The 22260-nt window shown below is 56.6% G+C and carries 21 protein-coding genes; 10 read left to right on the forward strand and 11 right to left on the reverse strand.

The window, feature by feature from the left end; genetic code table 11:
* Positions 1–1632, reverse strand: coding sequence for a GMC family oxidoreductase (locus HWX89_RS15965; RefSeq protein ID WP_138791753.1), 1632 nt, complete (start codon positions 1630–1632; stop codon positions 1–3).
* A 29-nt stretch (positions 1633–1661) separates the two neighbouring features.
* Entirely contained in the window at positions 1662–2189 is a 528-nt protein-coding gene (locus HWX89_RS15970; RefSeq protein WP_210271425.1) for a sugar dehydrogenase complex small subunit, read from the reverse strand.
* 385 nt (positions 2190–2574) lie between these two features.
* Between HWX89_RS15970 and HWX89_RS15975 the strand changes: the two genes are divergently transcribed.
* Positions 2575–2961 (forward strand): MarR family winged helix-turn-helix transcriptional regulator, encoded by a 387-nt coding sequence (locus tag HWX89_RS15975; protein ID WP_178340798.1) that lies wholly within the window; start codon positions 2575–2577, stop codon positions 2959–2961.
* A gap of 125 nt (positions 2962–3086) precedes the next feature.
* Here the strand turns inward: HWX89_RS15975 and HWX89_RS15980 are convergent, their stop codons facing one another.
* Both HWX89_RS15980 and HWX89_RS15985 read right to left on the reverse strand, forming a co-directional pair.
* A complete protein-coding gene (locus tag HWX89_RS15980) occupies positions 3087–3920 on the reverse strand; it encodes an oxidoreductase (RefSeq protein ID WP_138791750.1) in 834 nt (277 codons plus the stop codon).
* Between the two features lie 73 nt (positions 3921–3993).
* Positions 3994–4455, reverse strand: coding sequence for a VOC family protein (locus HWX89_RS15985; RefSeq protein ID WP_138791749.1), 462 nt, complete (start codon positions 4453–4455; stop codon positions 3994–3996).
* Between the two features lie 113 nt (positions 4456–4568).
* Between HWX89_RS15985 and HWX89_RS15990 the strand changes: the two genes are divergently transcribed.
* Positions 4569–5453, forward strand: coding sequence for a LysR family transcriptional regulator (locus tag HWX89_RS15990; protein WP_138791748.1), 885 nt, complete (start codon positions 4569–4571; stop codon positions 5451–5453).
* An 18-nt stretch (positions 5454–5471) separates the two neighbouring features.
* Here the strand turns inward: HWX89_RS15990 and HWX89_RS15995 are convergent, their stop codons facing one another.
* Together HWX89_RS15995 and HWX89_RS16000 are read right to left on the reverse strand one after the other, a co-directional pair.
* Complete coding sequence (locus HWX89_RS15995) at positions 5472–6194, reverse strand: response regulator transcription factor (protein WP_138791747.1); 723 nt, start codon at positions 6192–6194, stop codon at positions 5472–5474.
* A 1-nt stretch (position 6195) separates the two neighbouring features.
* Positions 6196–7431, reverse strand: coding sequence for a GAF domain-containing sensor histidine kinase (locus HWX89_RS16000; protein WP_138791746.1), 1236 nt, complete (start codon positions 7429–7431; stop codon positions 6196–6198).
* Positions 7432–7722: 291 nt separating this feature from the next.
* Between HWX89_RS16000 and HWX89_RS16005 the strand changes: the two genes are divergently transcribed.
* The 8 genes from HWX89_RS16005 (at position 7723) to HWX89_RS16040 (ending at position 17090) form a co-directional block, all read left to right on the forward strand.
* Positions 7723–8739 carry an ABC transporter substrate-binding protein gene (locus tag HWX89_RS16005; RefSeq protein ID WP_138791745.1) on the forward strand — a complete coding sequence of 339 codons (1017 nt, stop codon included), beginning with the start codon at positions 7723–7725 and terminating at the stop codon, positions 8737–8739.
* A 95-nt stretch (positions 8740–8834) separates the two neighbouring features.
* Positions 8835–10298, forward strand: coding sequence for an ATP-binding cassette domain-containing protein (locus HWX89_RS16010; RefSeq protein ID WP_138791744.1), 1464 nt, complete (start codon positions 8835–8837; stop codon positions 10296–10298).
* On the forward strand, positions 10295–11236 hold the full coding sequence (locus HWX89_RS16015) for an ABC transporter permease (protein WP_138791743.1): 942 nt from the start codon (positions 10295–10297) through the stop codon (positions 11234–11236). The genes HWX89_RS16010 and HWX89_RS16015 overlap by 4 nt, the downstream gene beginning before the upstream one ends.
* Positions 11233–12180, forward strand: coding sequence for an ABC transporter permease (locus HWX89_RS16020; RefSeq protein WP_138791742.1), 948 nt, complete (start codon positions 11233–11235; stop codon positions 12178–12180). Before HWX89_RS16015 ends, HWX89_RS16020 begins: the two co-directional genes overlap by 4 nt.
* Before the next feature lie 34 nt (positions 12181–12214).
* The gene (locus tag HWX89_RS16025; RefSeq protein ID WP_138791741.1) at positions 12215–13135 is read left to right on the forward strand and encodes an SMP-30/gluconolactonase/LRE family protein; all 921 of its coding nucleotides are present in this window, start codon (positions 12215–12217) and stop codon (positions 13133–13135) included.
* A 480-nt stretch (positions 13136–13615) separates the two neighbouring features.
* Positions 13616–14764, forward strand: a complete 1149-nt coding sequence (locus HWX89_RS16030; protein ID WP_138791740.1) for a mandelate racemase family protein — start codon at positions 13616–13618, stop codon at positions 14762–14764.
* 11 nt (positions 14765–14775) lie between these two features.
* Entirely contained in the window at positions 14776–15405 is a 630-nt protein-coding gene (locus HWX89_RS16035) for an SGNH/GDSL hydrolase family protein (protein WP_138791739.1), read from the forward strand.
* Positions 15406–15491: 86 nt separating this feature from the next.
* Entirely contained in the window at positions 15492–17090 is a 1599-nt protein-coding gene (locus HWX89_RS16040) for an ABC transporter substrate-binding protein (RefSeq protein WP_138791738.1), read from the forward strand.
* 292 nt (positions 17091–17382) lie between these two features.
* Here the strand turns inward: HWX89_RS16040 and HWX89_RS16045 are convergent, their stop codons facing one another.
* The 5 genes from HWX89_RS16045 to HWX89_RS16065 form a co-directional block, all read right to left on the reverse strand.
* The gene (locus tag HWX89_RS16045; protein ID WP_138791737.1) at positions 17383–18144 is read right to left on the reverse strand and encodes an ABC transporter ATP-binding protein; all 762 of its coding nucleotides are present in this window, start codon (positions 18142–18144) and stop codon (positions 17383–17385) included.
* The gene (locus tag HWX89_RS16050; protein WP_138791736.1) at positions 18144–18980 is read right to left on the reverse strand and encodes an ABC transporter ATP-binding protein; all 837 of its coding nucleotides are present in this window, start codon (positions 18978–18980) and stop codon (positions 18144–18146) included. The genes HWX89_RS16045 and HWX89_RS16050 overlap by 1 nt, the downstream gene beginning before the upstream one ends.
* A 4-nt stretch (positions 18981–18984) precedes the next feature.
* Positions 18985–19872, reverse strand: coding sequence for an ABC transporter permease (locus HWX89_RS16055; RefSeq protein WP_138791735.1), 888 nt, complete (start codon positions 19870–19872; stop codon positions 18985–18987).
* Positions 19872–20894 (reverse strand): ABC transporter permease, encoded by a 1023-nt coding sequence (locus tag HWX89_RS16060; RefSeq protein ID WP_138791734.1) that lies wholly within the window; start codon positions 20892–20894, stop codon positions 19872–19874. The genes HWX89_RS16055 and HWX89_RS16060 overlap by 1 nt, the downstream gene beginning before the upstream one ends.
* A 399-nt stretch (positions 20895–21293) precedes the next feature.
* On the reverse strand, positions 21294–22034 hold the full coding sequence (locus HWX89_RS16065) for a FadR/GntR family transcriptional regulator (protein WP_138791733.1): 741 nt from the start codon (positions 22032–22034) through the stop codon (positions 21294–21296).
* Between the last annotated feature and the right edge of the window lie 226 nt (positions 22035–22260).

Consider the following 22260-nt stretch of genomic DNA (forward strand, 5'->3'; position numbering starts at 1 on the left):
TCATGCGCCCCGCATCTGGCTGACGATTGCATCACCGGCCTTGATGGCAAGAGCGGTCATGGTGATCGTGCTGTTGCCGCAGGCTGTGGATGCCATGGCACCACCGCCGGGAATAAAAAGATTTTCGTGGTCGTGTGAGCGGCAGTCGGCATCGACAACAGAATTGCTCGCGTCATTGCCCATGATCGTGCCACCCATAATGTGCTTGCTCTGGTTGAACTTGGGGCTGATCTTGACGTCGGTCGCGCCCATCGCCTCGGCGATGCGACGACCGATCGGCAGCGAATAGACTTCGGCAGATTTGCGGGTGTACTCGCCGACATCGTAGTGGATCGATGGCTTGGGCAAGCCGAGCCAATCTTTCTTTTCGGATAGCGTCAGTCGGTTGTTCGGGTCTGGAAGGACTTCGTGCGCAGCGACGATATCGGCCGTGCAGGCTGTAAGCCGGCGGATTTCGGCGTCGAGCGCCTTGCCGACGAGCCCCTTCTTCAAGGCCGCGAAGGTGACGAAACGGTTGCGGGCGAAGTTGTTGAAGCGGAAATAGGCGCCAGCATGTTCGGAGCGGAATGCCCCTTGGGACGTTTCCATAATGCCGCTGTTGACCACGGGTCCAACGCCTGCCCAGAAGGGTTCCTTCGTCGTCACGGTCAATGTGAGCTGAGGGTGATCCATCATGTTGCGGCCGACCTGATCGGAACTGTTGGCGACCCCGTTTGGATTGCGGTCGTCTGCCGACATCAAGAGCAGCTTGGGATTTTCGAGGCCATTGCAGGCGAGGACGAAAAGCTTGCCGGTGACACGATGTGTCTGTTTGTTCTGATCGAGGTAATGGACAGCCTCGATCTTGTTCTGTGCATTGGTCTCCACCTTGTAGACGACAGAATCGACAAGGATCGTGGCGCCTTTGTTTTCCAGCCGATGTAGCGAGGTTGCCGCATCGTATCGTGCCCCAACGGGACAGACGGGGACGCAGTTGTTGCTGGCACAACAGGCGGGGCGGTCATCGTAGGGCATGCCGCTGTTGCGCGCCTGCGCGACCGGAATGTTGTTGTATCCCAGGGTCTTCACGACCTCGGTGAAACGGTTTTCGCCGGGAGAGAACGGCAATGCAGGCATGGGGTAGGGTGCAGAGCGCGGGCGTTGCGGCCATTGCAGCGCAGGGTCAGAGGGGCCGCAGATGCCAAGCTTTTGCTCAGTGCGAACGTAATAGGGCTCGAGCGTGTCGTAATCGAACGCCCAGTCTCGGCCAACGCCGTAGAGAGAGCGAAGACGCATGTCTTCGGGTGTCAGGCGCCAGGACGTACCAGCCCAGTGCCAGGTGGAGCCCCCGGCGTAACGAATGAAGGTCTGGGCGTAACTGTCGGGACCGCTCAATTGAAGATAGGCGTCTTCCGGCTTTTCTCCGCCGGTTGGATGGGGTGCCCAGGGACGCGGTGGATAGGCAACGGATGTATCGCCTTTGACACCGAGTGGGGCGTTTCGGAAGTTCTCGACGACTTCGGCCCGCGTAACGCGCGGCCCCGCCTCGATCATCAAAACGGAATGACCGGCATCGAGCAATTGTTCTGCGATAACGACGCCAACGACGCCCGTTCCGACGATGACGACGTCGGCACTGTTCTTGGTAACCATGGGAAAGGTCTTTTCTTCGCTGGGTTTTCTTAGAAACGCGGCATATCCGCGAGCGGCACGCTTGGACGGTGCCACATGTTTGGACCAGTCAGTCCGTAAGACGGGATCGTCACGATATCGCCCGTCGTCTTGAAGGTGAGCGCTTCTTCGAAGGTGAAGACCGTCGCATCGCGCTTTTCGGAGGAACAGCCGCTATACCAGGCAGATATTACCCACAAAGCGAAATCCTTCAGTTCTCCATCCGGCACGTCGGGGAAGAAGTCCTCGACGACTTTGGCGTTGTTTTTCTCGGCAATGGCGATGATTGCATCAAGCATTTCGGAGCAGCGGACGTATTGCTTGGAGGCCGTTTCTGCGATGCGCGCGCCGACATCGGCATTCAGCCGATGGTCGATCAACAGGTTGGACATTCTCATGAAGCGCCCGCTCATGTCGGCGGCATCTGTCGCTGCAAGCGACAGCGGCGGACAGAGTGTAGCAAGCATGCTGCCGCCGATGAGGCTTGCTCCGCCGAGCAGCAAGCTGCGGCGAGATAAAGTGTTGGCTGTTTGGGGCACTATCGTTCGTCCACTTCAATGATTGGAACCGCCGCGCAGGAAAAACCAGGCGCGAAAACGCCGGTTGCGGAGCGTTGCGCGAGCGGGCAAGGTCGGGCAATATTTGCCCTGCGGCAGCCTCTATCGAGTCTCGTGAAAGGCCGGCGCGTTGTTATGGGGAGGGAAGCTGTATTCAGTCATGGATTCAGTCGTGTCATCGATGCTGGAGGTCTGCGACAACAAAGCGCAGCGTCCTTCCATAAATTAGTTGGATTACTGATAATCAGCTACGCCACTAATTTCCTATTGTCAATTCTGGGAAGAGGCACTCGCAGTCTTAATGCTTACAGCCGCGCATATGCTTAACACCCACGGTATCCTCCTGCGGCGTTGCCAGCAGGTCGCCTTGGGCATATTTACCGAGGAAGCGGAGGACATTGGCTTTTCTCCGACACAGTTCAGCGCACTTGCCTTTGTGCAGATTGAACCTGGCATTCAACAGAACATGCTTGGTGAACGCATCGCCCTTGATCGCTCTTCGGTCACCAAGTGTGTCGAGATCCTGGAGGCACGCGAACTGATCACACGAACGATTGACCCCTCTGACAAACGCGCCCGCCTTCTCCACATCACGCCGGCGGGGATCGAAGTTCTGGATCAGCTCACCAAAGCTGCTGCCCGTGCCCGCGCCCGGATTGAAGCTTCCATGGGGAAGGATCAGTTCCAGGCGTTTCTCAAGAGCATGAATGATTTCGTCGCGGTGCCTGCATCCGAAAAGCAGGACAAGGATTGAATTGTCGCCGCAGTATCATGGCTGCTAGCAAAGTCGTGTAGAGCTCCCAGAGAGCCAGCGTTCTCAATTGTAAGAGAAAAAAATACACAGAGACGAGTTATCTCCGCCTCTGTGTATGAAGAGTGTCATTCAGAAATGAAATCGGTCGATATCGATACCGCACGCCATTCCGAGAGAATTGCCGCGTCTTTGCGATGTTTGTCTTCAATCGCGGCGACAGTGTCACTGCCGAGGGGCAGTCTCAGCGGGGGATTGGCGGCATCTGCGAACTCGAGGAGAACTGCCGCCAGCTTTTTCGGATTACCGGGCTGGTTGTGGCTGAGGTCGGCCGCGACCGAGCGGACCATCCCGGCGGTGGCTGCGTAGTCGGCGATAATGTTTTTGCTGACGGACAGCGAAGTGCTGTCGAGAAAATCGGTGCGGAAATAGCCCGGTTCGATCACTGTCACATGGATACCAAGCGGTGCGAGTTCATCGTGCAGGGCTTCACTTATTCCTTCAACCGCAAATTTGGTCGACGAATAGACACCAAATCCCGCAGCACCGCGATAGCCGCCGATCGAGGAAATATTGAGTATGCGACCCGAGCGCGCTTTCCGCATATGCGGCAGGATTGCGCGTGTAACATTCAGGAGGCCGAAGACGTTGGTGCGGTAAACTGCTTCTACCTCGGCGGCAGAAGCTTCCTCAACCGCTCCCATCAGTCCGAAGCCGGCATTGTTCAGAAGGACATCGATGCGACCGAAGCGGGCGATTGCTTCACGTGCTGCCGTTTCGGCCTGCTGTTCGTTGGTGACATCAAGCGAGATCGGCATCAGATTGGGATGTGTTCCGAAACGATCGGTTATCGCCTTCGGGCTACGGGCCGTGGCGACGACGTTATCTCCATTGGACAGAGCCAATTCCGTGACGAGAGCGCCAAAGCCGCGGGATGCACCTGTGATAAACCAGGTTTTCATGGGTATTCTCCTTGTAAGATGAAGATGTTGATGAGCCGTCGTCGGATGATGAGCGGGCGGCGATGAGGAAAGATCAGGCAAGCACTTCAGCAAGTTCGATCAGATTGCCGAAGGGATCACAGAAGAACGCGAGACGCCGGCTGATCGCGGGCAATTCAAAGGGTTCGGTCACGATGGTGACGCCGCGTTTTCGCAGCTCCTCAACCGTATCGATGACGCTGGTGACGTTCAGGCAGAAATGGTGGTAGCCGGCATATTTCAGGCTGTCTCCGAGATCTGCGTAGGGACGAAGCTCGATGGGAGAGGGATCGCCGCCCCCCAGTATTTCGATGTAGAAATGGTCGTCCGTCGCCGGGGCAAGATAAGCGAGTTGCTCATCTGCGTAATTCCATTGCGCGACCACCCGGAAATCAAGTTTCTCGACATACCAGCGTTTAGCACTTTCAAGGTCAGGTGTGCGAACGGCGACGTGGTGGCCGTGCATGTCGGCAAACGGCGATGTTTTGTTTTGTGGAGGAGCAATAAAGTCGGCCATCGGTTTCTCCTTGTCGGTAAGGCGTTCAGAGGCTTGCGAGGAGAAATCTGGACCCTTTTCATGTTTTTGATTAGAGAGGTAATTCTCTCTTCAATCATGAGCGAGGCTCATTAATGCGCGCAGCCGATCTGTCTGAACTTGCAGCTTTCGATGCCGTTGCTCGGCATCGAAGTTTTCGCCGGGCTGGGGAGGAGAGAGGTGTGACCGCATCCGCAATCAGTCACGCGGTCAGCAATCTTGAGGCGCGGGTGGGCATACGTCTGTTGAACCGGACGACACGCAGCGTTTCGTTGACAGACGCCGGCGCAATGCTTCTGGCACAGCTTTCACCTGCATTCGGAGACATTGGTTCAGCGCTCGATGCATTGAACCAGTTTCGCGATACACCTTTCGGAAAAGTTCGCATCAATGCGCCGAGTTCGGTCGCGCCTTTCGTTTTCCGCTCGGTCATGGCACCACTGATAACGGCCAATCCCAATCTTGAAGTTGAGATTGTTACAACGGATAGACTGGTGGATATCGTCGAGGAGGGGTTTGACGCCGGGATAAGGCTCGGAGAAAGCCTTCGGGATGGTATGACGGCGGTAAAGATCAACCCTCGTCTCAGGTTTGCGGTGGTTGGTTCGCCCGCATATCTCGCCACGCATCCGGCTCCGAAATCTCCGGAGGATTTGCAGAGTCATGTCTGTCTGCGCAACATTTACCCTAGTGGCACGCCATATCCCTGGGAGTTCAGTCGAGCTGGAAAAATCATTGAATTTCAACCGTCGGGACCGCTCTCGCTTGATGACCACGAGTTGATGGTTGAGGCGGCGCTTTCCGGCATCGGTCTCGCCTATGTCTGGGAGGAGAGGGCACGCCCCCATATCGCCGATGGCAGGCTGGTAGAATGCCTAGCGTCCTGGAGCGCCCCGATGGAATGGCTCTACATCTATTACCCGACACGCAGGTATATATCCGCAGGCTTGCGTGCCGTGATTGAAGCCTTACGGGTCTAGTGAGACCGGATCAGGCGGTTAACGGGGTCCCGCCCATTCGGACAATTCTCGTTCTGCCCGTTCGAGCGCGCTGTAGTTTAACAGCTTGCGCAGGAAGGCGACGGTCACTGCGCGCGTTCTGAGATTGTATCGGCCTTCAGCTTCATCGTCGCCGGCGGCCTGATGAACGTTCAGTTTTTCGTAAAGACTTTGTAGGCGATTTTGCACGCTGCGTAGCGAAAGATTGCGCCGACGGGCAATCGCCTTGTCAGTCAGACCGAGTGCAACATCGACCAGGATCTCATACTCGGAGTCGGTAAAGCCGTGCGCTTTGCCCAGGCTTTTTTCCTGTAGACCGCGCACTTCCCGGTCGATCACACATTGTGCCTCGATGAAAATGCTGCGCAATGCCAACCGCAAGCGGTCGTCGGATGCTGATTTCAGAACATAACCGTAGGCTGCGCCTTCCGGAACAATTCGGGATACCCCTCGGACATAGGCCTCGTCGGAGTAGTTCGACCAGAACAGGATGCGAGTATCAGGTCTTTCCTTCCAGATGGTGCGAGCAGCCTCAATGCCATTACGCTCGTTCATCTGTAAATCCATGACGATGTGAGCCGCGCGGTTTTCGCGTGCGAGTTTTTCGCCGGTCCTGCCGTTTGCAGCTTCCAGAACGGTGTCGCATTCCGGCAGGGCGGCCCGCACTGCTTCGTTAAGATAGGCGCGGTGCAAAGCGTCGTCCTCAACAATCAACACATCCATGTCAAAGCTCCTTGCGCCCGTCGAAAACATCCTTGGGCAAGAAAACGGTGATGCAGGTACCTTTAGCCTGATCGTTCCTGCCAATCTCAAACCGAGCGGAAATCAGCCGCGCCCTTGTTTTCATGTTGCTGATGCCATGACCGCCGACACTGCCATTTTCGCCACCGCCCGTACCGTCGTCGCTGATTTTGACCCTGAGGCCACCATTCACAATCGATAATGTCACCGCAATCGCCTCGGGTTGGGCATGGCGGATTGCGTTGTTGATTGCCTCCTGAACGATACGGAAGAGCGAAATCGCCACTGTTTTATCGAGCGTTTCGACCAGACCATCCGTATCGTCGGCGACTGACCAGTTGATGATGTATCCGCTGTCGCGCACGGACCGGTCTACATAGGTTTCGATTGCCTGCACGACACCAAACAATTGCAGAATTGAAGGCTTTGCCTCCTCGATGATTTCACGCAGATCCTGCATGCAATGCTGGAGGCTTCGCACCACCGGCTCGAGCATCTCACCGGAGAGGTCTGTCGTATAACTCATCCGCTCGATACGTCGTGCAAGCCGCGTCAAATCCGCCAGTGTCTGATCGTGCAGATCCATGCCTATGCGTTGTCGTTCGGCCTCCAGCGCTTCGGTCAATTGTAGGGCGCCCAGCCGAAGGCCCTCCTCGCGGGCGTTGGCACGGGCTTCTTCAATCGCGGAACGCTTTGCCTGCTCCGCGGCGCGGATCGCGTAAAAATAGGGGGCCAGCAAATCCGCGACGGCGCGGGCATTGGTGACATCCTCCATCGAGTAGGCATTGGATTGATGTGACGAACAACTCAAAGCACCAATAATGTCTCCATGCACCTTCATCGGCACATGCAGACGGCTATGTAGATTGAGCTCTATGATCGGGCTGGAAAAGGCGCCTTTGAAATGGAAACGTGGATCCGCGCAGGCATCCCCGCTCAATAGATAGTCGACCTCGCCTGACAGCACCGAGCGGATAGGGCTTCCCGTCAAAAGTGCCGGTGGCTGTTTGCTCCAGGCGCTTGCGAGGCCACTTTCATAGGCAATGTGATATTTGTCGTCGAGTTGCTTGATGCAGACATCAAGATGGTCATGCGGGATGATATGGGTGACCTCGGTCGCCACTGCCTGAATGATCGCATTGAACTCGAGCTGCCCGGCAAGCAGACGCGAAATGCCCATATAGTGATGGAAAAGAGCGCTTTTTGGCGTGTCCAGCATGTGCGGACGCCCTCCCAAGCGCCTGCCGTATCGATATTGGGTGTCACACGAGCACCAGCAACTTATTGTGCGCTTCACGATGCTGTTCGTCTTGCGGGTTCCCGCATCCTTTCTGCGGAAACGCGCAGAAAGATTGCCGTTATGCGCCTATACAAGCCCAATCTTCTTGGTCATTCTCGCTTGTACTGGGGAAAGGAGCTCCAGTGCAAAGGAATTTCGACTACCGCCGAGGAGATTTGCGGGAGATCGGATTTCCGGCCCGCAAAGGGCAAGCCACCAGGGAGGAAATCAATGGCTTTCAGGAAGATGCTTTTGGCATCGGTCGCTGTCGCGTGCGCAGCTTTGCCGATCGTCGCTCACGCCGACACATCGGCAAAAAAAATCGCGCTATCGAACAATTATGCTGGGAACTCATGGCGCCAGGCCATGCTCACGAGCTGGGACAAAATCACCAAACAGGCGGTGGCCGATAAACAGGTCGCTGCGGCCGACCCGTTCACGACTGCCGAGAACCAGGCGACCGAGCAGGCCGCCCAGATCCAGAACCTCATTCTTCAAGGTTATGATGCGATCGTCATCAATGCTGCATCTCCTACCGCGTTGAACGGTGCGGTTAAGGAAGCTTGTGACGCGGGTATCATTGTCGTTTCCTTTGACGGCATCGTCACCGAGCCGTGCGCATGGCGTATTGCCGTGGACTTCAAGGCCATGGGCGAAAGCCAGGTCGACTATCTTGCGAAAGCAATGCCGAAGGGCGGAAACCTGCTGGAAATCCGCGGACTGGCAGGTGTCTCGGTGGATGACGAGATTCACGCCGGCATTGCTGCTGGCGTTGCCAAAAACCCGCAATTCAAAATTGTCGGTTCAGTTAATGGCGATTGGGCGCAGGATGTCGCACAGCGCGCTGTCGCAGGTATCCTGCCGAGCCTTCCTGAGGTTGCTGCTGTCGTGACGCAGGGTGGCGACGGCTATGGTGCGGCGCAGGCCTTTGCTGCTGCAAAGCGCCCGACACCGACCATCGTCATGGGCAACCGTGAAGACGAGTTGCAATGGTGGAAGCAGCAGAAGGACGCGAGCGGTTACGAAACCATGTCGGTTTCCATTGCACCTGGCGTCTCTACGCTTGCCTTCTGGGTGGCCCAGCAAATCCTTGACGGCAAGGATGTCAAGAAGGATCTGACCGTTCCCTTCCTTCGCATCGATCAGGGCAATCTCGAGGACAATCTCAAGAACACCCAGAAGGGTGGGGTGGCGAATGTCGAATATTCGCTGGAAGATGCCCAGAAGGTTATCTCCTCGGCCAAATAGGCTCGTGCTTCCTGATCACAAGAGATTGCGGCGTTCTTTGAAGGGCGCCGCGACCTCGCTCTATTCCTCGTCGCAGATTACTGGCGTATTTGCTCATGAATGACATCATCGAGACCGAAGAGGTCGTCGCCGCGCGCGGTGTGAAAGTCGTATTCGGCGCGGTAAAGGCGCTTGATGGTGCAGATCTGGTTATCCGCTCAGGCGAATGCGTCGGGCTCGTTGGCCACAACGGTGCGGGAAAATCTACGATCGTCAACGTTATCAATGGCGGGTTGACCCCGCATGAGGGGGCCGTCTCGTACCGCGGTCACCAGCACCATCACGGCATTGCTGTAGCACGAGCCAACGGTGTGCGTTGTGTCTTCCAGGAGCTTTCTCTCTGCCCGAACCTGACGATCAGCGAAAATGTCAGGGTCATGCATGCGGCGATGAGCGGACGAAACTGGCGCGGCCGTGCGCTTACGATGATCCGGCAGACACTGGATGACATTTTCCCTGGCCACGGTATCGACTGCGAACTGACCGTTGATGAACTTTCGATCGCTGAACGGCAAATGGTCGAGATTGCCATCAATTTTTGTCGGAGCCCGGAGGCGCCGAGGCTGGTGATCCTTGACGAACCGACATCCTCGCTCGATGCGGGGCTGGCTGAGCAATTGATGGACTATGTTCGTCATTTCGTTCGCGGCGGCGGCTCTGTTTTGTTGATCTCGCACATTCTTGGCGAAATTCTTTCGACGGCGACCCGTATCGTGGTGATGAAAGATGGTCGGGCCGTCGCCAACCGGCCTGTTGGCGAGTTTACCACCCGCACGCTGGTAGAAACCATGGGTAGTGTCGTCAAGGAGCAGGATAGACGCAAACGCGACGATCAGGGGGCGGGTGACCTGGTTTTGTCCATGCCTGCTCGTAAGGGCGAAGGTCTCGCTTTTAAAGCCTATCGTGGTGAAATCGTTGGGTTGGCAGGTCTAGGCGGTCACGGCCAGACGGAAGCGCTACTTGATCTATATCTCACGCAAAACAGCAATTGGCTGCCATCTCGCAAGACCGACATCGCCTTTGTTGCTGGCGACCGCAGCCTGAACGGCACGTTTCCCTTGTGGAGCATTCTAAAAAACCTCTCCATCGCTTCACTACGCGATATCTCCTCCTTGGGTCTCGTCGACCGGCAAAAAGAAGGTGAACTCGGCGCTCAATGGAAAAAACGTATCGAGATCCGCACGCCTGATATGGGCAACAAAATTCTTTCTCTCTCCGGCGGCAATCAGCAGAAGGTGCTTTTTGCGCGCGCTCTCGCAACTACGGCCGGCACTGTGCTGATGGACGACCCGATGCGTGGCGTCGATATCGGTACCAAACAGGAGGTCTACGATATCTTGAGAACCGAAGCATCTCATGGCCGCACGTTCATCTGGTATTCTACGGAAATGGATGAGATTCGTCTTTGCGACAGAGTTTATGTGTTTCGTGATGGTGCCATCCAGGCGGAATTGATCGGCGAGGATATAACCGAACAGAATGTGCTGGCTGCATCGTTTTCCGGAGGCGATCACGCATGAAGGTCTCTGCGAGCGCTCTACGCCTTATCATTCCTGCCGCCTCCCTTAGCTTTCTTCTCATCGCGGTCTTTTACATGCAGCCGCGCGCTATGAGTTACACGGGCCTCAATCTGCTCTTCAATCTCGCGGTGCCAATCGCACTTGCCACGATTGCGCAGATGCTGATCATGTCCGTCAACGATCTCGATTTGTCGATGGGTACATTCGTCAGTTTCTGTGCCTGCGTGACTGCGACGTTTCTGCAGGATGCGCCACTTGTCGGGATTTTGATCTTCGCCGGAGCGATCGCCGTCTATGCTCTGCTTGGCGCCGTCATCCATATTCGTGCATTGCCGTCCATCGTTGTGACACTCGGCATGAGTTTCGTCTGGGGCGGTCTTGCAGTCCTGATACTGCCATCGCCGGGAGGACAGGCTCCTGCGTTCATCCGCTCCCTCATGACGGCAAAACCGCCATTTGTACCGATTGCCATCGTTGCGAGTATCCTCATCGCTGCCTTAGCTCACTACATTGTCATGCGCTCTTCCTTTGGTGTGTTGATGCGCGGCGTCGGCGGAAATTTCCGGTCTGTCGAGCGGTCCGGCTGGTCTGTCGTCGGCATTCGTGCTGGTACCTTTGCACTTGCCGGCTTCTTCGCGGTGCTCTCAGGCATTGCACTGGTCGGATTGACGACGTCTGCTGATGCCAACATCGCGTTGCGCTACACGCTCCTGTCGATTGCTGGTGTCATTCTGGGCGGTGGGGAATTTGTCGGTGGCCGTGTTTCGCCCATCGGCGCGGTGATCGGTGCACTGACGCTGACGCTCGCGGGCTCGTTTCTGTCTTTCATGCGTATTTCACCTGACTGGCAAATTGGTGCCCAGGGAGCGATCCTTATCATCGTGCTTGCCTTGCGCATCCTGCTCAACCGTCTTGAAAAGCGGGAGAAAAATCAATGAACGGTTTTGCTACTCTCTCCAAGAAACCTTGGATCTGGTCTTTTGCGGCTGCGGCGGCGGTCTGGACCATCACCGTTCTGTTCACCGGTGGCGCGAGCTCCTTTGGTCTCTCGCATGCGGCACTGACATTCGCGGCCTTTTCGGTCATTGTCGGAATTGGCCAGATGTTCGTTATCACGCTTGGGCCGGGAAATATTGATCTCTGCGTCCCTGCGACGATGACGCTGTCCGGCACGCTAGCGCTCAAATTCATGGATGTGTCGGACGGACTGATCCTGCCAGGTTTGCTGGTGGCCATACTGATCGGTATCGGTATTGGCATTGGAAACTACGCGCTCATAAAGCTTCTGCGCATTCCGCCGATCATCGCAACGCTTTCCATGAGTTTTATCGTGCAATCCATTGCGATCTGGTCAAACCGTGGCCTGCGTATCAAACCTCCGGAAACCCTGGCGACATTTGCCACCTCAAGCCTGCTGGGCATTCCAAACGTGGCACTTGTGGCATTGCTGCTTTCTGTCATCGCATGGCTGTTGCTCGACCGCACGTTTTACGGCCGCTGGATTTCGGCGATAGGGCAAAGCACCTTCGCTGCCCGTATGACTGGTATTCCCGTCGATGGCGCGCGCTTTATCACCTATGTGCTGTGTGCCGTGCTGGCGGCTATCGCCGGTTACCTTCTCGCCAGTTTTTCCGGCGGTGCAGCACTCAATATGGGCTCGGAGTATCTCTTGATGTCTATCGCCGTTGTGGTGATCGGCGGGACAGCCGTCGCGGGTGGAGATTCCAACGTGCCGGGCATCTGGGGCGCCTCGCTCTTCATGTTTCTGGTGGTTTCCATGTTGAATACCTACGGCTTCGGCGCTGGAATTCGCCTCATTCTCACCGGGCTCATCATCATTTCCGTCATTCTACTGGCAAGTGGCCCCAAGGCAACGCGCTGAACCCTGAACAAGAAGCTGCAAGCGGATAACGCACATGACAACAGACCTCACCTCTCCGTACGAAATCCATGATGAGCGCTTTCGTCTCCTGATTGTCGGCAATGCCGAACTGGAAGAGCTTTATTCCGGCTGCCGTTGGGCGGAGGGGCCAGTCTGGTTCTCGGACCTGAATTGCCTCCTGTTCAGTGATATTCCCAATGAGCGTATGCTACGGTGGGTACCGGATGGCGGGATTTCGGTCTTCCGCCAGCCGTCGAACTTCACAAACGGAAACACCCGCGATCGGCAGGGGAGGCTGGTATCGTGTGAACATGGCGGGCGACGTGTCACGCGGACCGAGGTGGATGGCTCCATCACTGTGCTCGCTGACAGTTTCGACGGAAAGCGTTTGAACTCTCCCAATGATGTGGTGGTAAAGTCTGATGGCAGTGTCTGGTTTACTGATCCGACCTACGGCATCCTCTCAGATTATGAAGGTTATAAGGCCGAACCCGAGCAGAAAACCCGCAATGTTTATCGGCTGGACCCCGCAACAGGCGAGATCATGATCGTTATCGACGATTTCGTTCAGCCAAATGGTCTTGCTTTTTCACCTGACGAAACCAGGCTCTATGTTGCAGATAGCTCCTTCAGTCATGACGTTTCCCGCCCGCGCCACATCCGCGTCTTCGACGTGGTTGATGGTGTGAAGCTCGCTAATGGGCGAGAGTTTTGCAATATCGACAAAGGCCTGCCCGATGGGTTTAGGCTGGATACGGCGGGTAATCTTTGGACGAGTGCAGGGGACGGGGTGCACTGCTTTTCTCCGGACGGGACGTTGCTCGGCAAGATCAAGGTGCCGCAGACGGTGGCAAACCTCACATTCGGCGGTCCAAAGAGGAATCGCCTGTTCATCACAGCAACGAAGTCGCTTTACTCGGTCTATGTCGCGGCGACCGGCGCCCAGGTACCCTAGACCCAAGAGACGCTGACGTGAATTTGGACCAACCGGCGTGCCGCAAACCCCTTGCGGCACGCTTTTCTCGTCGCGGGCCATCGGTTACGACGGCGCTATCCGTTGGCCCCAACATTGCGCTTTCCATTTGCCGCTACTCCAGCGCATCGAACGCTACACAGGCCAATGGAGTTGTTTCTTAATCTGTCCACAAGTTGCTCCTCTTAAGACTGGAATGGCAAAAAACGCGCGAGTTTTCCATGTCAGGAGCTGTGTTGCACGACATGTCCCATCGTCTCGATGGACGCTTGACGTTGTTGCTAGGATGCACTGTTTCGTGATTATTTAGATAGATCAGCGTCTTGTCTGGCCTATCGCAGGCTTCACAATACAAAGCTGATTATTTGTCATGCAAGTTTGACAAGTTGTCTGTTGTCTGTCTAATATCGTGTTAGACAAGACGGCGTTCGAAACTGCGCCTGTTTGCATACTGGAGGAACAATGATTATCACCGACGTCGAAGTGCGGGTTTTCCGCACGACCACGCGCCGCCATTCGGACAGTGCTGGCCATGCACATCCGGGTCCCGCGCACCAGGTCGAGCAGGCCATGCTCACCATTCGCACTGAAGACGGTCATGAAGGGCATTCGTTTACAGCTCCGGAGATTGTGCGTCCGCACGTCATCGAGAAGTTCGTGAAAAAGGTGCTCATCGGACAGGATTATCGCGATCGCGAACGTCTGTGGCAGGATCTTGCCCATTGGCAGCGTGGCTCCGCTGCACAGCTTACCGATCGCACACTTGCGGTTGTTGATTGCGCGCTGTGGGATCTTGCCGGTCGCACGTTGAATCAGCCTGTATACAAGTTGATCGGTGGTTATCGCGACAAGGTTCTGGCCTATGGGTCAATCATGTGCGGCGATGAAATCGAAGGCGGCCTTGCCACGCCGGAGGACTATGGCCGGTTCGGTGAAACGCTTGTTAAGCGTGGCTACAAAGGGATCAAGCTACACACCTGGATGCCGCCGGTAAGTTGGGCGCCCGATGTAAAGATGGACCTGAAAGCCTGTGCTGCTGTGCGCGAGGCTGTGGGCCCCGATATTCGCCTGATGATCGATGCGTTTCACTGGTATTCGCGTACCGATGCGTTGGAACTCGGTCGCGGCCTTGAAAAACTTGGCTTCGACTGGATCGAGGAGCCAATGGATGAGCAGTCGCTGTCTTCCTACAAGTGGCTTGCCGATAATCTCGATATTCCGGTCGTCGGTCCCGAAAGCGCCGCTGGCAAGCACTGGCATCGCGCCGAGTGGATCAAGTCAGGCGCTTGCGACATTCTGCGTACCGGCGTCAACGATGTCGGTGGTATCACGCCCGCCCTGAAGACCATGCATCTGGCCGAGGCCTTTGGCATGGAGTGTGAGGTGCACGGCAACACGGCGATGAACCTGCACGTTGTGGCGGCAACAAAAAATTGCCGCTGGTATGAGCGGGGCCTTCTTCACCCGTTCCTCGAATATGACGATGGGCACGATTATCTGAAATCGCTGTCTGACCCGATGGATCGCGACGGTTTTGTCCACGTGCCGGATCGCCCAGGCCTCGGCGAGGACATCAATTTCGAATTTATCGAAAACAATCGCGTTCGGTGAAGGCGGCCACGATGAAGAATGTTCTGGCTTTTGGTGACAGTCTGACGTGGGGTGCTGATCCCACGACGGGCTTGCGGCACCCGCCTGAAGGTCGCTGGCCGGAGGTGCTGGCCGTGGAACTCGGCAGTGCGGTAACCGTCGTTTCAGAAGGATTAGGTGGTCGCACCACCTGCTATGACGACCATGCCGGGCCGGCCTGCCGCAACGGTGCTAAAGCACTACAGGTTGCGCTTGCCAGTCATATGCCGCTCGATCTCGTGATTGTCATGCTCGGCACGAACGACATCAAGCCTGTTCACGGAGGACGCGCTGATGGGGCATTTTCCGGTATGCGCCGTCTCGCGCAGGTCGTCGATACCTTTCCTTATAAGCCAAGCGGTGCAAAACCGAAACTTTTGATCGTGGCGCCACCGGCCTGCGGCCCAAGTGCTAATGGCCAGCCGGCGGCGGGACGTAGCGTTGCCGAGTCGGAACGACTTGCCCCGCTTTACCGCAAGCTTGCCGATGAACTCGGCCACGGTTTCTTCGATGCCGGTTCCGTTGCCTCGGCGTCTACCGTCGATGGCGTACATCTCGAAGCCGTGGAAACGGCGGCGATCGGTCGGGCGCTCGTTGCGCCCGTCCTCGAATTACTTGGTTGAACCGTCCAGTTCCTGTGGAGGAACAGGCTGGCGGGTCTTGTAACCGTAGGCCGTATTCCGTGTGATCGGCCACAAAAGGAGGAAGCATGAAACATTTTCTAGCAACGGTCGCGTTCGGTGCGCTTCTGGTTTCAGCCATGCCCTACGGCGCCTTGGCCGAGACCCCGGAAGATCAGCTCGTCGTCGCAACGACCATGAACAACATCCTGACACTTGATCCGGCTGCGATCACGGGTCGTGAAACCGTTCAGGTGCTCAACAACATCTACGACACGCTCGTGGTGCTCTCGCCTTCAGATCGCAGCGTTCAGCCGCGAATTGCTGAGAAATGGGAGATTTCCGAAGATCGCAAGTCTATCCGTTTCCATCTGCGCAGCGACGCGAAATTCGCCTCCGGCAATCCTGTCACTGCCGGGGACGTTGCATGGAGCCTGAAGCGCCTTCTCGCGCGCAATCTGGCGCAGTCCTCATTCTTGAAAACGCGCGGTTTCACGCTTGACGCTGCCGACAAGCTGTTCGTTGCCGAAGACGACCACACTTTTGTGCTAAACCTGCCAAAGGCTGATGACCCCAACTTGCTGCTGATGATCCTGGCGCAAAATGGCCCTGGTTCCATCCTGGATAGCAAGACGGTCTTGGCCAATGAGAAGGATGGCGATCTCGGTGGCGCATGGTTGACACTGAATTCCGCAGGTTCCGGCCCATTCAAATTGACGCAGTGGAAGTCGAACGAGTTCATCATTCTGACCCGCAGCAGCGATTACTGGGGCAAGGCTCCGGCCATGAAGCGCGTGTTGTTGCGCCACCTGCCGGAATCGCAGTCCCAGCGCCTCCTGCTCGAAAAGGGCGACATCGACGTTGCCTATTCGCTGCAGGCTCCAGACCTCAAGTCGCTTGAGGCTGACAAAGAGGTTGCGATTGAATCCACGCCCGGTTCGGGCTTCTATTATCTCAGTGTTTCGATGAAGGACGATCACTTCGCAAACAAGAAAGTGCGTGAGGCGCTTCGTTACCTGATCGACTATGACGGTCTCGATAAGGCGGTTATGCCTTATTACGGCAAGCTTCATCAGCGTCCGCTTTCCACCGGCGTCATGGGCGCTCTGCCGGATGAAGGCTACAAGCTCGATGTCGAGAAGGCCAAGGCGCTTCTGGCTGAGGCGGGCTACCCGAACGGCTTTAAGACAACGCTTCGCGTACTCTCCGAAGATCCGTTCATGAAAGCGGCGACAGCGATCCAGAATACGCTGGCACAGGCGGGCATTCAGGCCGAACTGATCAGCGGTTCGGGCGACCAGATTTACGGCGCGATGCGTGAGCGTAAATTCGAGATGCTGCTCGGTCGCGGCGGTGGCGGTCAGCAGCCGCATCCAGACAACAACCTGCGCTCGATTGCCTATAACCCCAATAATTCTGACGATGCAAAGCTGACGAACTATCAGAGCTGGCGGACAAGTTTCTTCGACGAGAAGCTGAACAAGCTGATCGAAGAAGCGTTGGTCGAGCAGGATCCTGCCAAGCAGGCCAAGCTCTACGAGGGTGTGCAGCAATATATGGACGAGATCGTCATGTCGATCCAGCCGTTCTCGGAAGTCATCGATACCGCCGCGTTCCGCAGCGACGTCAAGGGAATGATCGTCAGCCCGTGGCTCTCTCGTTTCGAAGAAGTGTCGAAAGCCCGTTAATCACTGACGTCAGTAGTAATGTTATGGAAAGGCGTGTCTCAGGACACGCCTTTTTTTTGTGACTCCCGCACTCGACAGGATTTCTGTCGAATAGAGAGAACGACTGGGTACGCGGAGCTTAGACCCGGCGCAGTTTGTCATGATCCCTTCACTGGTTTCCGCTTACCGACGCAGACATCTTCAAACGCTGGGCTTTGAACGACGGCCAAAAAAATACCCGGCACAGAGGCCGGGTAAATCGGGGAGGAAGACTGTTGGTTAGTCGTCGAGCGGAGTGGTCTCGACCCGTAGCTCAGTGCGCGCCTTCATACTCCAGCGATGCGCCGATCAGTTCACGCGCGTAGGGGTGGGTGGCCTGGTTGCCAGCGATTGCTTCGCGAGGGAGAACCTCGGTGATCTCACCATGGAGCATGACGGCGAAACGGTCACACATGTGATCGACGACGGCCAGATCGTGCGTGACCATAATGTAGGTGAAACCTCGTTCTTCCCGCAGGCGCTGCAACAAGTTCAGGATTTCAGCCTGTACGGAGACGTCGAGTGCCGATGTCGGTTCATCAAGCAGCAGCAGTGACGGCTCGAGAATAAGTGCGCGGGCAATCGCCACACGTTGGCGCTGCCCGCCAGAAAGCTGGTGGGGGAACCTGTCAAGAAACGAGACGGGAAGGCCAACGTCAGTGATGGCCTTGCGCATGCGGGTTTCGCGGTCGTCAAGCTTGTGGATGGCAAGCGGCTCGTTCAGAACGGTACGAACGGACTGGCGCGGATGAAGGGAGCCATAGGGGTCCTGAAACACCATCTGCAGCGTCCTGCAGCGCTCGATCAGTGGCATATCCCTGACCGATTTCCCATTGATCAGGATATCGCCAGTCCATATGTCGTTGAGCATCGAGATGCAGCGTAGCACCGTCGATTTGCCGGAGCCGCTTTCTCCGACGAGGCCAAAGCATTCGCCAGGTACTACGTCGAAGGTGACGTCGGGCAGGACTTTGGTTGCAGTTGGACCGAAGCCGAAGGTGATGGAAAGATTACGAGTTTCGACGGAAACGGACATCAGGCATTCTCCTCCAGCCATTCCGGACGGCGATCGAGCATTGCAAGAGGCGCGCGTGCGCCGCCAATCCTCGGTTGGGCCGCCAGCAGGCCGCGGGTATAGGGATGGGTGGCCTTTTCAAGATCTTTCGCGGCCACCGTTTCGACGATACGTCCCGCATACATGATCAACACGCGGTCGCAGAAATTACGAACGAGATTGAGGTCGTGGCTGATCATGATAAGGCCAATGCCGCGATCGCGTACCAGTCCGTCGAGGATATTCAGCACCTGGAGACGCACCGTCACGTCAAGCGCGGACGTCGGCTCATCAGCAATGACGAGGTCAGGATCTGCCAGCAACATCATGGCGATCATCACACGCTGACCCATGCCGCCGGATATTTCGTGCGGATATTGGTCATAGACCCGTTTGGGATCGCGGATTTTGACGGCGTCGAGCATGGAGAGCGCTTTTTCTCGCGCCTCAGCCTTCGAGCATCTGAAGTGCCGCAGGTAGGTTTCCGCAACCTGCTCGCCAACGCGAACAATGGGGTTCAGCGAGAATTTGGGGTCCTGCAGGATCATCGACATGCGTCGGCCACGGATCTTGAGCATCTCCTTTTCGCTGAGCGAAGTGAGATCCAGACCATCAAAACGCAGTGTATCTGCGGTAATCGTCGCACCGGGGAGAAGTCGCAAAAGCGCACGGCCGACGGTGGATTTGCCGGAGCCAGACTCACCGACAATGCCTAGGCGTTCACGGCCGAGAGTGAAAGAAACGCCACGGACGGCATCGACGGGTGATCCGCCATAGCGGATACGAAGGTTTTCGACGTCGAGAATTGTCTTGTCCATCGCCTTATCTCCGGTTCATCTGCTTGGGATCAAGCGCGTCGCGCAGTCCGTCGCCAAGAAGGTTGAAAGCAAGGCTCACCGACAGGATCGCTACGCCGGGGAAAGTTACCAGCCACCAGCTATCGAGCATGTAACGGCGACCGGTTGCGATCATCGCACCCCACTCCGGCAAGGGAGGCTGGGCGCCGAGGCCGAGAAAGCCGAGGCCTGCTGCCGTCAGAATTACGGTTGCCATGTTCAGTGTCAGCCGGATGAGGACCGACGGCAGGCACATGGGCATGATCGACTTGACGATGATGCGTGTCGACGATGCACCCTGCAGGCGCGCTGCAGAAATGTAGTCGGCGTTGCGGAATGTCATTGCCTCGGCGCGCGCAAGACGTGCGATCGGCGGCCAGGACGTCAGTGCGATGGCTATGATCGCATTGTTCAGGCTTGGTCCAAGTGCAGCGACAAAGGCGAGCGAAAGGATGAGGCTTGGAAACGACAGGAAAATATCTGTCACACGCATCATCACGGTGTCGACCTTGCCGCCAAGGTAACCGGACGTGGCGCCGACGATCAGGCCGATAGGCCCGACAACGATCGAGACGAGGAAGATGATCGTCAACGTGATCCGGGCACCCCAGACCAATCGGCTGAAGATGTCGCGGCCCAGTTCGTCCGTGCCGAAAAGATGGCCGTTGCCGGGCGCCTGCAGCGTGTTGACGAGGTTCTGGGCGTAAGGATCATGCGTCGCAATCAACGGTGCGAAAACCGCTGTCAGGATCAGAAGCGACAGGACAGCGAGGCCGAATGCCGAGGTCGGGCTTTTCAGCAGGAAACGAACGATGTTTTTAAGTGCGATCAGCGAGGCTGGCAGACGCACGGTGGCTTCAGCACGGGTGGTCATTAGCGGGTCCTCGGGTCGAAGATACGGTAAAGGGCGTCAGACAGAAGGTTCAATCCGATAAAGATGACGCCGACGATCAGCACACAGGTCATCACGGCATTCATGTCGCCGGTGATGAGGTTGCTGGTAAGATACTGGCCAAACCCCGGCCACGCGAAAACGGTTTCGATCAGAACGGCGCCTTCGAGCAGTGAACCGTAGGCCAGCGCAATAATCGTGACGAGCTGGACGCGGATATTGATGAAGGCGTGTTGCCAGATGGTCTGGTTCTGGGACAGTCCCTTCACGCGGGCCGTCGTAACATATTCCTGGCCGAGCTGATCGAGCATGAAGCTGCGTGTCATGCGGGTGATGTAGGCCGAGGAAGAATAACCGAGCAGGGCGGCAGGGAGAATGATGTGGTTAACCGCAGACCAGAACACATCCATCTCTCCGGCGAGCAGGCTGTCGATCAACAGAAACCCTGTCCGTTCGTCCACAAGTCCGATGTAGAACTGATCCATTCGTCCACTTCCGCCGACGATGCCGAGATGGGCGTAAAAGACGATCAAAGCGATCATGCCGGTCCAGAAAATCGGCATCGAGTGACCGAAAAGGCTGAAGACGCGTACGACGTGATCCGGCCAGCGGTCCTTGTTGACGGCGGCAATCACGCCAAGCGGTATGCCAAGTCCCGCACCGATCAGGATCGCAAATGTAGCCAGTTCGATGGTTGCTGGCATGACATGCAGGATGTCCTGAATGACGGGCTGGCCGGTACGGATCGATGTGCCGAAGTTGCCGGTAAAGACATCGCCCAGATAGTAGATGAATTGTTCCCACAGTGGACGGTCGAGGCCAAGCGAGCGGAAGACCTGCTCATAGGTTTCGCGGGTGGCGTCTTCTCCAATCATGGCGCGGACCGGGTCGGCCGGCATAAGCCGACCGATGAAGAAGGTCAGAAGCAGTAGCCCGAGCAGCGTTATAGCTATCGTGCCAATCTGACCGGCTGCACTGTAGAATCGTAAGGGGCGTTTTGACATGGTTCCTCCCTGCGGCCTCACCTCCGGAGAGGCGGGCTATACAGGCTCCCATCCTGTATGACAATTATGGCAAACCTGTCACAGGTTATCAGGGCTGTCAAGCCGCGCCGACGGCCGGAAACGGACCGGTGTCGCGTAGTAGAGCAAAAATTAGCTGAGAACTATGACTTCCAAGGTGCGCGCATTGAGCGAGAGGGCCTCGGATTTTCGTCGGAAAAACAGGTGTGACTGCACGAGGATGGTTGGGAATCACGAGATCATCTCGCCGCGCCTTTAGATGGAACGCCAAGAGGCGCGAGCGAGGAGTCCAACTTGTATGATCACTTGATAGCGATGTTTCCGGGTCGTGCGGCTCTGCCGGCGAGATAGACCTATCTTGCCAGAAGTTTCTGGAAACAATCAGGACGATTCGGGTGTTGTCGTGCGGGAACGAAGAAGCACATTATATCGTTCAAGGCTGCCGCGAAGATGCGCGCGCATCCGCTCGCGTGCTGCAGTCGCATTGCCTTCAATGATCGCCTCGACGATCAGCCCATGTTCTTCTTGCAGATGAAGATTGTAGTCCTTGGGTCGTGATCCAGGTGCGGAGCCCTGAAGCTCGCCACGCGGGATGATACCCGACCGTATCAGTTGCAAAAATTCCGGGAAACGGCGGTTTTGCGTCGCCTCGGCAATGGCAAGGTGAAGTTCGAAATCCGCGTCGCGGGTTGGGCTTCCAGTTGCCAGACAGTCTCCGACACGTTGATGCGCATCAATGATCGCTTCGATCTGGGCCGCGGACCGGCGCGATGCCGCGAGCCCGGCTGATTCCACCTCGAACACCGTTCTCAGTTCGAGAAGCTCGATAACGGATGAGATGCGCTGTGTCGTCAGATCCTTGAACGGCTGATCGGGTTTCGGCTTCGTTTCAAGCGCAAAAATACCGGCGCCTTTTCTTGCTTCCACCAATCCATCGGCGCGTAAAATGGCGATAGCCTCCCGCACAACGGTACGGCTGACGGAATATTCACGGGTCAGGGCATTTTCGCTCGGCAGTCTGTCGCCGGGCCGAAACACGCCTTCTGTCAAATCTTTTCGCAGCGCGGCGCTGATGGTTGCCGCGAGCGATGCACCACGTACGGTCGTGTTTGCAGCGTCCATGTCCGCCCTCACTTGTTAGAACCTGTCTGGCATGTTAGCCGTTATCACGCCGAAAGCAAGAGTAGCATCATGCGAACAGATGCTCAGGCATGGGGCGGCGCCTTCCAGCCGACGTCATGCGTCGTCTTCCAGCTACTATCCGCGGACATGGAACTTAAACTTCACGTTGTCATCGCAATCAGGCGCGATCTAGCGGAACAGGTTGCAGCATTTTAGGCGGATTGAG

The sequence above is a fragment of the Rhizobium sp. RM genome (assembly GCF_013390595.1).
GTDB lineage: Bacteria > Pseudomonadota > Alphaproteobacteria > Rhizobiales > Rhizobiaceae > Agrobacterium.

Excerpts from the sequence above, each read along its gene's own strand:
- HWX89_RS15965 (WP_138791753.1), bottom strand. The coding sequence starts at position 1,632 with ATGGTTACCAAGAACAGTGCCGACGTCGTCATCGTCGGAACGGGCGTC.
- HWX89_RS15980 (WP_138791750.1), bottom strand. The coding sequence starts at position 3,920 with ATGAAAACCTGGTTTATCACAGGTGCATCCCGCGGCTTTGGCGCTCTC.
- HWX89_RS15985 (WP_138791749.1), bottom strand. The coding sequence starts at position 4,455 with ATGGCCGACTTTATTGCTCCTCCACAAAACAAAACATCGCCGTTTGCC.
- HWX89_RS15990 (WP_138791748.1), top strand. The coding sequence starts at position 4,569 with ATGCGCGCAGCCGATCTGTCTGAACTTGCAGCTTTCGATGCCGTTGCT.
- HWX89_RS15995 (WP_138791747.1), bottom strand. The coding sequence starts at position 6,194 with ATGGATGTGTTGATTGTTGAGGACGACGCTTTGCACCGCGCCTATCTT.
- HWX89_RS16000 (WP_138791746.1), bottom strand. The coding sequence starts at position 7,431 with ATGCTGGACACGCCAAAAAGCGCTCTTTTCCATCACTATATGGGCATT.
- HWX89_RS16005 (WP_138791745.1), top strand. The coding sequence starts at position 7,723 with ATGGCTTTCAGGAAGATGCTTTTGGCATCGGTCGCTGTCGCGTGCGCA.
- HWX89_RS16010 (WP_138791744.1), top strand. The coding sequence starts at position 8,835 with ATGAATGACATCATCGAGACCGAAGAGGTCGTCGCCGCGCGCGGTGTG.
- HWX89_RS16015 (WP_138791743.1), top strand. The coding sequence starts at position 10,295 with ATGAAGGTCTCTGCGAGCGCTCTACGCCTTATCATTCCTGCCGCCTCC.
- HWX89_RS16020 (WP_138791742.1), top strand. The coding sequence starts at position 11,233 with ATGAACGGTTTTGCTACTCTCTCCAAGAAACCTTGGATCTGGTCTTTT.
- HWX89_RS16025 (WP_138791741.1), top strand. The coding sequence starts at position 12,215 with ATGACAACAGACCTCACCTCTCCGTACGAAATCCATGATGAGCGCTTT.
- HWX89_RS16030 (WP_138791740.1), top strand. The coding sequence starts at position 13,616 with ATGATTATCACCGACGTCGAAGTGCGGGTTTTCCGCACGACCACGCGC.
- HWX89_RS16035 (WP_138791739.1), top strand. The coding sequence starts at position 14,776 with ATGAAGAATGTTCTGGCTTTTGGTGACAGTCTGACGTGGGGTGCTGAT.
- HWX89_RS16040 (WP_138791738.1), top strand. The coding sequence starts at position 15,492 with ATGAAACATTTTCTAGCAACGGTCGCGTTCGGTGCGCTTCTGGTTTCA.
- HWX89_RS16045 (WP_138791737.1), bottom strand. The coding sequence starts at position 18,144 with ATGTCCGTTTCCGTCGAAACTCGTAATCTTTCCATCACCTTCGGCTTC.
- HWX89_RS16050 (WP_138791736.1), bottom strand. The coding sequence starts at position 18,980 with ATGGACAAGACAATTCTCGACGTCGAAAACCTTCGTATCCGCTATGGC.
- HWX89_RS16055 (WP_138791735.1), bottom strand. The coding sequence starts at position 19,872 with ATGACCACCCGTGCTGAAGCCACCGTGCGTCTGCCAGCCTCGCTGATC.
- HWX89_RS16060 (WP_138791734.1), bottom strand. The coding sequence starts at position 20,894 with ATGTCAAAACGCCCCTTACGATTCTACAGTGCAGCCGGTCAGATTGGC.
- HWX89_RS16065 (WP_138791733.1), bottom strand. The coding sequence starts at position 22,034 with ATGGACGCTGCAAACACGACCGTACGTGGTGCATCGCTCGCGGCAACC.